Origin of the sequence: Paenibacillus alvei DSM 29, assembly GCF_000293805.1 — a bacterium.
GTDB classification, from domain to species: domain Bacteria; phylum Bacillota; class Bacilli; order Paenibacillales; family Paenibacillaceae; genus Paenibacillus_B; species Paenibacillus_B alvei.
The window spans coordinates 736461-749193 of record NZ_AMBZ01000001.1; the positions used below are offsets into that span (position 1 = coordinate 736461).

The 12733-nt window shown below is 44.1% G+C and carries 9 protein-coding genes and 1 tRNA gene; 6 read left to right on the plus strand and 4 right to left on the minus strand.

The window, feature by feature from the left end:
* Positions 1–45 precede the first annotated feature (45 nt).
* Entirely contained in the window at positions 46–876 is an 831-nt protein-coding gene (locus tag PAV_RS03390) for a DUF2935 domain-containing protein (protein ID WP_005543538.1), read from the plus strand.
* A 1601-nt stretch (positions 877–2477) separates the two neighbouring features.
* Here the strand turns inward: PAV_RS03390 and PAV_RS03400 are convergent.
* From PAV_RS03400 to PAV_RS03420, 4 genes are all read right to left on the minus strand, one after another.
* Positions 2478–3215, minus strand: coding sequence for a hypothetical protein (locus PAV_RS03400; RefSeq protein WP_005543541.1), 738 nt, complete (start codon positions 3213–3215; stop codon positions 2478–2480).
* 15 nt (positions 3216–3230) lie between these two features.
* The gene (locus PAV_RS03405) at positions 3231–5015 is read right to left on the minus strand and encodes a hypothetical protein (protein WP_005543543.1); all 1785 of its coding nucleotides are present in this window, start codon (positions 5013–5015) and stop codon (positions 3231–3233) included.
* A 645-nt stretch (positions 5016–5660) separates the two neighbouring features.
* Positions 5661–5735: transfer RNA gene (locus tag PAV_RS03415), tRNA-Thr, on the minus strand.
* A 162-nt stretch (positions 5736–5897) separates the two neighbouring features.
* The gene (locus PAV_RS03420) at positions 5898–6389 is read right to left on the minus strand and encodes a GAF domain-containing protein (protein WP_005543545.1); all 492 of its coding nucleotides are present in this window, start codon (positions 6387–6389) and stop codon (positions 5898–5900) included.
* 158 nt (positions 6390–6547) lie between these two features.
* Here PAV_RS03420 and PAV_RS03425 point away from each other — a divergent pair, with 158 nt between their 5' ends.
* The 5 genes from PAV_RS03425 (at position 6548) to PAV_RS35820 (ending at position 12646) form a co-directional block, all read left to right on the plus strand.
* Positions 6548–7492: an alpha/beta hydrolase gene (locus tag PAV_RS03425; protein ID WP_005543546.1), complete on the plus strand. Its 945-nt coding sequence runs from the start codon at positions 6548–6550 to the stop codon at positions 7490–7492.
* Positions 7493–7590: 98 nt separating this feature from the next.
* Positions 7591–8601: an NADPH dehydrogenase NamA gene (gene namA, locus PAV_RS03430; RefSeq protein WP_005543548.1), complete on the plus strand. Its 1011-nt coding sequence runs from the start codon at positions 7591–7593 to the stop codon at positions 8599–8601.
* A 377-nt stretch (positions 8602–8978) separates the two neighbouring features.
* Complete coding sequence (locus PAV_RS03435) at positions 8979–10004, plus strand: carbohydrate-binding family 9-like protein (RefSeq protein WP_005543550.1); 1026 nt, start codon at positions 8979–8981, stop codon at positions 10002–10004.
* Between the two features lie 147 nt (positions 10005–10151).
* On the plus strand, positions 10152–11744 hold the full coding sequence (locus PAV_RS35815; protein WP_051135047.1) for a transglutaminase-like domain-containing protein: 1593 nt from the start codon (positions 10152–10154) through the stop codon (positions 11742–11744).
* Positions 11741–12646: a hypothetical protein gene (locus tag PAV_RS35820; RefSeq protein WP_051135048.1), complete on the plus strand. Its 906-nt coding sequence runs from the start codon at positions 11741–11743 to the stop codon at positions 12644–12646. Before PAV_RS35815 ends, PAV_RS35820 begins: the two co-directional genes overlap by 4 nt.
* Positions 12647–12733 lie beyond the last annotated feature (87 nt).

Here is a 12733-nt window from a genome sequence, read left to right on the forward strand (position 1 = left end):
ATTATATATAAACAAAACGGCGTTTTTTACCTGGGAGGGGTGCTTTTGTCAAACGGATTTGTCATTCGTTCATTAGACGAAATCAGATTTTGGTCTCGAATCATGAAAGAGCATTCACTTTTTTTAAAACTAGGCTTTAGGTGTGAAGATACTCAGCTCATTCAAGAAGCGAATCATTTTTATGCTATTTTTGAATCAATTAAAGCCAGGTCTCACACCTTTGATGCTGAAGCAGATCCCCAGATCATTCTAAGATTCAATGCGGAAGTGCATTCAGCGGTCTCCCATATTTGGGCATTCAAACGAAAGGTCCTCGGCTTAATTTTACATTGTCAGTTGCCGGGACAGAACAATTTCCCTCTGCTTGTAGATCACGTCAGCAGAGAGGCTTTTTACTTTAGAAATCGCCTTGAACAACTCAATACTGGTAATTTAGACCCCCTACCAGATGCGATTATCAATGAAAATGTTTTTTTCTTAAGAATAATGGCGGATCATGCCAAGTTTATCGGTCATCTGCTCGATCCTTCTGAACGTAAGCTTGTTGAACAAGCACAACAATTCAGTCATGAATTCGATCAGTTATTATTTCAAGCAAGAGACTTGGATTCCATGCGGCCTCAATCTCAAACGGCTCCACTTCTCGACCAATTTTTAGATCAAAATAGAGTTTCCGTTAAATCATTACGTGATTTCAAGAAAACAGCTCGCGAATTAATTGAAGCTTGTCGAATAAAAAGCATCATTCATCCACTGCTCGCCGATCATGTGTTCCGCGAAGCAGAAAGATTTCTGGTCATTATTGAAATGTTTGAAAGCACACTCACAGGAACTCCGGTGTCACCCCAACAAATGATGGAACTTGATGGACATTAAATCTATGCAATGCTTGCGCGGAATCGACGATTTGGCCATAGTCCATACGATCATTGTTGAAAAAATATGGGATAAGCACTCCATCCGATTGAGTTAGCGAGTACAATAGTCTAATAAGCAAAAATGAAGAGATCACGCATGAGATCGTCAGCCTTCAATTTTTTGTTTATGCCGACTTATTACAAGTCTGCATGGACATCCACATCCATGAAATCATAGTCCCGCAGGAATGTTTGAATCTGAATAACGTCCGAATCGCTAAGCTGTCGAGGCACGTCTGTCCGGACAAATACAAACAAGCTCGCAATTGTATTCGGTACTTTTGATCCTTGATCCTATTACTGTTCTTGCCCTCTTCCCTCTCTGTCACATCACCCAAGTTAAGATCCCCCGGCCAGAGGGGAGAACCATCAATACATTCTTATTAATTTTATGTACAAATATCATTTCTGCAGTTTTTTCGGTTTTGTTGCCTGGTTGAACTACAAAACAGCAATTGTGAATACTACGAACAAGAAGTAATGCAAAAGGGACAAGCCATATAGGTTTGTCCCTTTTCTTCATGCGAGTATACCCCGGTTCATGCGCTGCCTATATGCAGCCGTGTGTGCATCCCCGCCTTTTTCTATGTTTCATGCTATCACGCGAATACCGTCATGTGGTACTCAACTTTGTATCAAGGTACTTTCCATACATGTTCACTTTCCGATCAATATCCCTTAATTTGCTTATCCTGTTTAAAAGAAATTGATGATTGTTAAGTTAACGAGCGTGGCAGTGAACCTTGTCTATTAAATGAGGTTCACTGCCAGAAACTATTTTTAGCGGTGTCTTCTGTGCTTTCTACACTTAACTATTACTTTTTGTCCAGGTCTGAGGATCACAACAATCACCTTTTTATGACGATGTACCATGCAGCATCCCCCCCTTCGAAGAAGAGTTAATACATAATATGCAGGTCGCTAAAAATGAAGTGTGCTAACAAGCAAATGGAATGGCTCAATTTTATTCAATTAGCTCCAATCGCGAGCGAGCCGTTTCTCCTTCCTACAAAGTGGAAAACCCCACTTTATCTGAATAAAGGGTAGATGAATGGTAGATGAAGCTCCTAAAAAGGGAAAAAGCGCGATCTCCGATTGCTCGGAAACCGCGCCGTTATCGACATTACATGGTGCTGGAGAAGGGAATTGAACCCCCGACCCACGCATTACGAATCGTTTACCGATAATCCTCGTTAATCCCAGATGATCTTCTATGCGGCTTTAGCTGTGTGTTATTCATTTGAAGTATTTGGCCACATAACCATCATAAAGCACAAGTCTAAGAACTTATTATCTTTAAAATCAAATATGTAAGCAACATCCCTTTCGACTATATACAGTTAGCGTAAGCTTTATGGGTGCACCAGTTGCCGGGAGTCTTTTGATACTGACAAAGTAAAATTCCCCCTTCACGATTTGCCGGATTTACTAACACCTCCAAAAATAACAATCAGTAATCCGATAAACCCAAAAATCAAAGCTACTAAATCCATTCCTGATGTGCACAACTTAAACAAAATTGAAAAAAGAATTATACCAATACCTACCATAAGTCTTTTCCTAAAAAACACTGAATTTAATATAGGTTACAGGACGGTATACTCTGTTATTAACGTAAACATCCCCGTTTTCACTAAAGGAAGTAGCCCAGGAAGTTCCACTAACTTTCATTCCTGCAAAAGATGCTCCAGCTACATTATCTTTTATGGGTTGAGATTGCCATGATCCTGAAGTAGAACTACCCGATACACCTGGGGGCCATGATACTGTAACACCTATTCCACTTACGGAAATATTTTGATTTAATACTATGTAGCTCGCATTTCCGCTACCGTTCCAAGCCGAGGATTGACCTCCTTCAAAATTGTTATCCCAGTTACCGGCAGTATTTATTTTCCATGCATATGACATTGCATTACCATCTGTTTGAGTATCATTTTGATACTCCGATTCTCCCGGCAGTAAACCAACCGGCTGAAAGACTGCCCCTGTATCGCCAGTTAATTTATTTATATACGACATGGCCGCCTGTCGGTATGAAGGATCTTCCACATCAAAACCGTATACCGTAACACCGTTGTCATTATATTGTTTAAGCGTGAATTCTTTGCTTTCAGTGCTTGTTGTTGCTAAACTTCTTGTTGTTTCATTTGTTGCTTTATTCGTGACTGTAAGCCGAACCATTTCTTCTGAAATTAGCTGAGTCTCATTAGTGTCAGTGCTAGCAAAAACTGAACCCGGAACCATCAAAACGGTACCTAAAGCTAATGCTGATAACGTCTTAGAAAATTTCTTCAAAATAATCATTCCTTTTCATTTTTGATAGATAACCTTTTGCAGAAACAGCGCATCGTAGGTACTTCGGAAACTTACTACGTCCTCAGTGGCATCACCTCCTTTAAATAGGCCAGATGTATGTTGTGCATTAATCAGTGTGTCTCCCACAATTTTTGTTACATTATTTGGAATCTTATAATCCAAATCCTGCAAAAGATTTAATGCCTTACTCTGTACATGCAATTTATTACTCAAATCAAGGTCATTAAGATGTACTATATTACTAATTATCTCGTTACATAAAGGTTTGATTTCATCCCGATCCGGATTAATTAAGTTTATAAATGTAGCGAGTTCAATTAAGTTCATAGTATTTTGAGGCACGTTGTCGATCTCAGTAAAACTATCAATCATTTCATCTACTTGTGTTTTACTAAATGACCAATTTCGTTCTAAAATTTCTAAAGCACGTATAATAGCATTGACATATGGCAACTTCTTTGCTGTTAAAGTTTCTTTAGCTAATATATCATCCATGGATGAAAATAATCCGTCTACTAGTTCTTGCTTTTTATTGTCTATGATGTGCAACAAATTATGTTTCTGCAGTAATTCCAAAAAGTTATTTATGACTATTGGATCGCTCTGAAAAATATCATCTCTTTTTTCATAGAGATACAAATCAATACTATTAGGAGATTCTATTTCTAAAACATTGGTTATTGCATCTACAAAATAGGTATCAACAAAGTTCGATTCAGTATATCCTGGGGTAATGTATGTTGATTCATCCAGCAAGAATGAATTATATACATCGAATACATCACTGAAATTCGGACTGGTTTTAAAATCATAACCTGCTAATTTTAAGGAGTATATTGCAGCATATAAGCCTAAGGGATCATAGGCCTGTATGACTCCATCTTTAATTTCATTTTCATCAGTGATACTGTCTATTATTAGATCGTGATAATCTGAGCTATCGATATTCAATAATAAACTAAAATCCAAATAATCCATTAAATATATAGGTAAATAAACTTCATTGCATTTAATTAATTCTGCTATATTGTCTAAATCATTCTCAAACATAGTCTTTACCAGATCAGATGATATTTTTGATAACTCTATGTGATGAGATTGCATCAATTTCATCATCATTACATAAGCGCTAGAATTTTTTCTAGTAATAGTATTAGGTTGTAGCAACTCTGTTGATGCTTCTTTTAACCATTTGTCAACAGATTTTGTTTTTAAATTTAGCAATGCAGCTACTTGCTCAACTAAAAATGTTGGATACATATTTTCTGCATATATTTCACTGTTATTACTATTAGGCAAACGGTAACATCCAATTCTATCGTCGTACAAAGAATCAAAATACTTAGAGATATTCTCCTTTGCTAAATCAGATATACCTTCTAAATCATTAACTAGCATTACTGTGGTAAAAATATCTGTAAGATCCATCGCTGATTCATTTTCAAATTTCCTCAAAAAATCTGGTGTCATTGTTATGTAATCATCAATAGAAATTAACCCCGAATTTTTTTGGGCTTCACGAATATAATATGTCGCAAAGGAACTGATTTGATTAGAATATTCAGCATTCGCAAATCTATACCCAAAATCCGACATTTTACTGCGCTCAATTTGCTCGACAATTCCTTTTGTATTTATAGTTAATAGTTCTGGCAAAATGTTACCGCTTTCATAACTAAATGAGTTTAATTTTGCAGTACAACCAACAAGAGATAAACTTAATAAAAATAAAACTATTCTAAAAAAATGTTTATTACTATTTTTTCGAGCATATCCCATTGTGTTCACGTCCCTATTTGCATTCTTCTAATAAGATTACTTACTGCTTTAGTAAGCACCAAAACAGTAGAACTGAACCATAAAAAATCTCACAGCCTCACTCCCAATTCTGAATATATTAAATAATCTATACCAAGCTTTAAAGCTTTAGTTAATATTTCTTTTAAACAAAAAATAGAGGAGATTAGCTCATATAATGAACTAACCATCCTCTATTTACGTTACTAAAATTACCCCGGTCTAATACTTTTTTTCTTCAACATCAAAAACTCAAGAATGAAGCTACGCATAAGGAAAATATCGAAATCGAAGGTACGCCCGTTAACCAAAGGAATCTGATGCGCAATTATTATCGAATCATAAAAGAAATCTAAAAAGATTATCCGGACTTCCCTAAAATACGATTCCATGATCTTCGGCATACTCATGCCACACTATTACTCAAGGCGGAAATACATCCAAAAATGATTAATGTTACCTTGGACACATACTCGCATGTACTACCAAATCTTCAAGAAGCCGTACTTAAAAACTAAAACTTCACTTTACTAGACTAAAGGTTAGAAAAAATGTTAGAAGACGCCCTAAAAAGGGAAAAAGCGCGATCTCCGATTGCTCGGAAACCGCGCCGTTATCGACATTACATGGTGCTGGAGAAGGGAATTGAACCCCCGACCCACGCATTACGAATGCGTTGCTCTACCCCTGAGCTACACCAGCAAATTTTGTTAACACCAAATATTATAGAGAAGTTGAAAATTTGTTTCAACCCTAAAATAAAATTACCTATATTTACTATATGGTGCTGCAGAGGTATTCTAGAACGATAATCCGCTCCTTCATGCAGCACCATACCCTATTTTATGCATCCACTCATATTTTCTATAGTTTGCTTTCGGCTAAAATAGCGCTCACCAGTTGCTCCAACGCTTCCTGATCCTGTTCGTTGAAGCGATCCGTAATCGGGCTATCGATATCCAACACACCGATGCACTTGCCCTCCTTCATCAGAGGGACGACAATTTCAGAGCGTGAAGCCGCATCACAGGCAATATGTCCGGGGAATGCATGGACATCCGGAACGATTACTGTGCGCTGTTCCTTCGCTGCTGCCCCACATACTCCTCGTCCAAGTGGAATTCGAACACATGCCGGCAGCCCTTGAAACGGCCCAAGCACAAGCTCCCCTCGCTCATCATCCATCAGATAGAATCCAGCCCAGTTAATGTCCTTCAGCCCCTGCCATAATAGCGCGGACGCATTGGACAAATTGGCAATAAAATTCGGCTCTCCTGCAATTAATGCGGACAGCTGCCCAATAATAACCGGATAATCCTTATCCCGCTCGCCTGTATAAAGTGTTTGTGTGAACATCTGACCGCCTCCTATTTTCGTATTTGTAATGTATCATACCATAGTCAGGCGATTTCGGCGCAACGCCCTGTTCAGAAAATAACGTGGCTTTCGTTTCAAAGCTCTCGATATAATGTAAGTAAAGGATAACGGAACAATAGCCGATAAGGAGGCTTCTCATGAGAACGAACACCTTTCACTTTCTAGATGAAGAAAACGTGCGTATTCACGTCTACCACTGGTTGCCCGATGAAGCCATTGAAATCCAAGGCGTTGTACAAATTGCTCACGGAATGACTGAAACCGCGCTTCGTTACGAGCGCTTTGCCGAGGAACTTACTGCCGCCGGGTATGTGGTATACGCCAACGATCATCGCGGACATGGCCGCACAGCAGCTACTGAGCAGGACTTAGGCTATATCGGCGAGAACGGCTTCATATGGATGGTGCACAATATGGCGCAGCTCACTAAGATAATCCGCGAACAACATAGCAATCCCCCACTGTTTCTGTTCGCGCACAGCATGGGGTCTTTTCTGGCACAGCAATATATAACAGAACACGCGGACTTGATTGATGGCCTCATCCTATGCGGAAGCAACGGCCCTCGTGGCCCGGAACTGCTCGCAGGCGTCAGTGTCACGAAGCTGATTGCCTCGATGAAAGGCTCCCGCCATCGCAGCGCCTTCATTGATAAGCTGGCTTTCGGCAGCTTCAACCGTAAGTTCCAGCCTGCCCGCACACAGGTAGACTGGTTAAGCCGAGATCCGAAGGAAGTAGACAAATATGTGGAGGATCCATACTGCGGATTTCTGAGCACAGTAGGATTTTATCGGGACTTTTTCAAACTGCTGCGCAATATTCATCGCCCTGAAGTCATGAGCCGTATTCCGAAACAGTTGCCTATACTGCTCATTGCAGGCGACGATGATCCGGTAGGCAATTATGGCAAAGGTGTGCGCAAGCTGGCAGATCAATATCGGCAACTTGGTCTGGAGCAAGTGGAATGCAAGCTGTATGAAGGTGCGCGCCATGAACTGCTCAATGAAACGAACCGGGATGAGGTTACGGCGGACTGCCTTGCATGGCTTCAACGTCAGACCCTGAGTTCGGCTGACTCCTAAAGTTTCGCTAGTCTGTCATTTGTACCCACAATCTGGATCAGCGTATAATAGACTTGAGTCATGATTTAGTCCAATGGAGATGGAAGGAGATTTTACATATGTCACGCTTGTTTGAACCGATAACAATTGGAGGGGTTACAATCCCGAATCGGATTGCCATGTCTCCGATGTGCATGTATGCATGTGATGAAGAAGATGGCAAAGTAACAGACTGGCACCTGATCCACTATGCCTCGCGTGCAGTTGGGCAAGTCGGATTGATTATCGTAGAAGCCACTGCCGTCACACCAGAGGGTCGAATTAGTGCTCGTGATTTAGGAATTTGGAGCGACGATCATATTGATGGGCTGCGCAGGCTCACTGATCTAGTGCATTCTCACGGCAGCAAGATCGCCATTCAGCTTGCCCATGCAGGGCGCAAAGCTACTGTTCCCGGCGCAATTGCTCCATCGGCGATTGCGTTCAGTGAAGACTACGCAGTACCAGAAGAGATGTCGCAGGAGCAAATTCGCCGGACGGTGAAGGCATTTGCCGAGGCTGCCCGCAGAGCAAAGGAGGCCGGCTTCGATATCGTCGAGATTCATGGTGCCCATGGCTACCTGATCAATGAATTCCTCTCTCCGCTCACGAATCAGCGGATGGATAGCTATGGCGGGAGTACCGAAGGCAGATATCGCTTCTTAAGCGATGTCATTGACGCTGTTCGTCTCCAATGGGATGGGCCGGTATTCGTGCGCATTTCCGCGAATGAGTATGCAGATGGAGGCAACACACTAGAGGCTTATATTGATTATGCGCGCCGCATGAAGGATCAAGGTGTCAACCTCGTTGATTGCAGCTCTGGTGCAGTTGTACCGCATCCGATAGACGTATTCCCTGGATATCAAGTGTCTTATGCTCATGCAATTCGACAATCGGCAGGCATTGCTACTGGAGCCGTCGGTCTTATTACCGAGCCAGCTCTCGCAGAAGAGATTGTCCGAAACGACCGGGCAGATCTCGTTCTTCTTGGACGCGAGCTGCTGCGTGATCCATACTGGCCGCTGCGCGCCGCACGAGCGCTTCGTTCTGAACTGCCGAAGCCGAAGCCATACGAACGCGCTTGGTAGGATGCCAGATTCACAGATTGCTTCTCCGGCTTTATAGTTGAGGCATTTCTCGCTTAGTAGGCTGCCTTCTTCACGATTAGATTTTATAGGGCACTACTTTATACTTTGTCTATAACACCAGATCGAACATATAGTTGCGAAGAGAGAGTATCCTTAACGGATGCTCTCTTTTTCCGTTATTGAATAACGGGTCGAAGAGCAGCTTTTACAAATTTGAGATACCGATAACTTTTTTCGCTGAAAATCGTGTTTTCCTATTGAATATCCCATTATATCCATCTAGTATAAGGATAAGTTTTATCTTCATTACCAGATTTGCGTATTTTGTGTGTTCTCCAACACCTACCACATGCATTCATCTAGAGGAGGATGGAACGATGGACAGAAGCAGTGTTCCCGAACCAAATATCGTGTTCGACCCGAAGCATTACATTTGCCACCGAGCCACAGAACCACTGCAGCTTGATGGACGATTGGACAAGTCTTTTTGGGTTCATGCCCCTTGGACAGACGAATTCGTCGACATCGAGGGAGACTTGAAACCGCTGCCATTTAAGCAGACCCGGGTCAAGATGCTATGGGATGACGAATATTTCTATTTCGGTGCCGAAATGGAAGAGGAGCAAATATGGGCAACATTGACGGAGCGCGATTCCGTCATTTTCTATGATAATGATTTCGAGATATTCATTGATCCAGATGGCGACACCCATAACTACTATGAGTTCGAAATGAATGCCTTCAACACGATCTGGGACTTGCTGCTGCCCAAACCATACCGTGACGGCGGTCCGCCTATCAATGGTTGGGACATTCGCGGCATTCGCACCGCTGTCCATATTGATGGCGAGGTCAACAATCCGAATGCAGTCAATAAGGGTTGGAGCATTGAAGTCGCAATGCCTTGGAGCGTATTGAAGGAATGCGCGCCCGAAGGACGTATGCCGCAACATGGCGAATATTGGCGCGTGAACTTCTCCCGTGTTGAGTGGCGTACTGAGGTAAAGGACGGGCAGTACGTCAAGATGATCAACCCGGATACGAACACCCCTTACCCAGAGTATAACTGGGTATGGAGCCCGCAAGGCATTATCAATATGCATTATCCAGAGATGTGGGGTTTTGTTGTCTTTGCAGGCGAAGGACAACCAGCACCTTCCTTCCAATTGCCGCAGGACGAGCTGATCAAGTGGGAACTGCGCAAGATCTATTACCGTCAGCGCCAGCATTTTGCGAGCCACGGCCGTTACGCTTCCAGCTTATCGGAGTTGGCACGCGAAGAGGTATGGCGCATCGAGCCTGTGATTGAAACGACAAGCGGTTCCTTCTTACTATCTGCCAAATCGCATGATGGACAGCAATGGATTCGCATTCAGGAAGACGGGAAGGTATGGCGCGAATAGCATCGCAGACTAACAACACATGGAGCTGATGAATGAGATGACGAGCACAATTGGCTATGCAGATGATACATTGCTTCAACAAATCGAAGAGAAGTTTCAATATAAAAAAAGCTGGCTAAGCACCGGGAAGAGGAACTGTTCAGCGTATTGAATCAAGAATTGACCGACGAGGAGCGTCTGCTCCTGAAGTATTTATATGCCTACATGCCCATTCACGATCTAGCGGATTATGGCGGTGAATTCTTCCTAGCTCATGTGCGCCGTACGTTGGCTACGCGTCAAGAGATGCCTTGGGGCAAGCAGATTCCAGATTACATCTTCATGAACTTTGTGCTCCCCTATCGCGTCAATAACGAGAATATTGACGACAACCGCGAAGTGATCTACCATGAGCTAGTCGATCGGGTTAAGGATAAACCGATGATGGAAGCGATTCTGGAAACGAACTATTGGTGCCATGAAAAGGCAACTTACGTTGGCACCGATCAACGTACTGTCTCGCCATTAACGCTGGTGCGCACCGCTCTCGGCCGCTGCGGCGAACAATCGACACTGGCCGTTGCTGCACTGCGCAGTGTCGGTATTCCGGCACGCCAATGCTACACGCCGCGCTGGGCGCACTGTGATTCGAACCATGCTTGGGTAGAAGCTTGGGCAGATGGAACCTGGTACTTCCTTGGCGCATGTGAGCCAGAAGCACGCTTGAACGAAGGTTGGTTCAAGGCTCCTTCCCGCCGTGCCATGCTTGTTCATACACGTGTGCCCGCAGATTACAACGGCCCGGAAGAAACCTGCTCCAGCCATCCGTGGTATACGGAGATTAACCTGCTTGGCAACTACGCTCCGCATAAAACCATTACGATCCGGGTTGTCAACGAGCAGGGAGAGGCAACTTCGGCAGAGGTCCACTTCCAAATGTACAACTTCGCCGAATTCTACTCTGTAACGACACTGCCGACGGATGACAATGGACAAGTGGCGTTTACAACTGGATACGGCGACCTGTTGATCCATGTCCGCAATGCGCAGGGATATGGCTTCCGCCATATTACCGTTGGCGATGCAGATACATTTACCGTAACACTCCAATCCGAGCTGCAAATTCACGACATGATGGAGTTTGACATGGCACCGCCTCCTGAGATACCAGACAAGAGCGAGAATCGGATGACAGATGAAGAACGACAGGCAAACGACCGCCGTGTTCAACACGGAACGGCAACGCGCGCAGCTTATGAAGCCACCTTCATGAGTGAAGCAGAAGCGAACTCATTGGCCGGTAAGCTGTCCTTGGCGGCGGATCGGGTATGGACGGTGATTCGCAACGCGCGCGGGAACAGCCATGAGATTGCTGCCTTCCTGGAGACCAACATACCGAAGCACGGTGAATGGCCGCTTCGTCTGCTCGAAGCGCTTCATGAGAAGGATACGCAGGATACAATGAACGAGACACTGACGGATCACTTGGAGGGAGCTCTTTCTTATCTGGAACAAGTGAAGGATGAAGATCTGTTCACCGCTTATGTGCTCTGTCCGCGCGCTCATTATGAAATGATTAAGCCGTATCGTACATACTTCCAAACGAATCTGACTGCCGAAGAGAAGGCAGCCTATGCAGCCAATCCGCAGCGGCTGGTCGATCGTTTAGCGAATGACATTACGATTGAGAGCCGAATAGACCGCTATAACGGCATGATTACACCAGTCGGCGTGTTTCAATTAAAAAAGCCGATCGCTTGAGCCGAGACATCTGCTTCGTAGCAATGGCACGCAGCGTCGGCATACCTGCACGCCTCGAACCGCTGAATATTCGTCCGCAATTTTGGCAGAACGGCATCTGGCAGGACGCAGTGTTCCATGGTGATGCCACAGAACCTGCAGCATCTCGACCGGCAGAACCGTCGAATAATGCGGAAGCCGCGAGCGGTGCGATTGTATTTGCACGCAGTGAAGGCGAGCAAGAAGCTTCCTATTACTTGAACTTCACGATCGCTCGCTTTGAGAACGGCACTTATCGCACCTTGACGTTCCCATATGGCGAGAAGGATATGTACAATAAGCCTTACGAGGTATTGAGCGGCAACTATCGGATGACGACCGGAACACGTCTTAGCGATGGAACCGTGCTCGTGCGCCTATCCTTCTTCACCGTACATGCCGGCGATACAACAACCGTACCTGTCGTATTCCGCAAGGAGGAAATTCATGTTCCGATCCTCAATACAGTATCGGCAGAACAGTGGAGCCGCATGACCGATAAGGTGAGCCTAGACATTACGGAGCAAGGGCTCGTCCTTGCATGGCTTGATCCAGAACGCGAGCCATCGAAGCATCTTGCGCGTGAACTGCGCGAGTTGAAGATAGAGCTCGATCAGTGGGGGGGCCGTATTGCGCTTATGGTTGAAAGCCAGCGCAATCGCAGCGAATTCAAGCTTGAGGGTATGCCGGAGCATACAACGTATAGCGTAGATGAGGATGGACTGTCCTTGCAGGCACTTCTTCCCTCCCTTCCAGAATGGAACGGTCAGGAATATCCGCTGGTTGTAGTCATGGATCAGCAGCACCGCATCCGTTACCAGCTCCAAGGCTACAAGCTTGGCACTGGTTCGGATATTTTGAAGACTGTGTGCAACATGCAGTAGGCAGCCTAAGGTTCCCATTTTCATTTCATACTGTTAAATAAGATAAGGAGGCTGTACGCTTCATGGTGCAACCTCCTTCTATTTTTG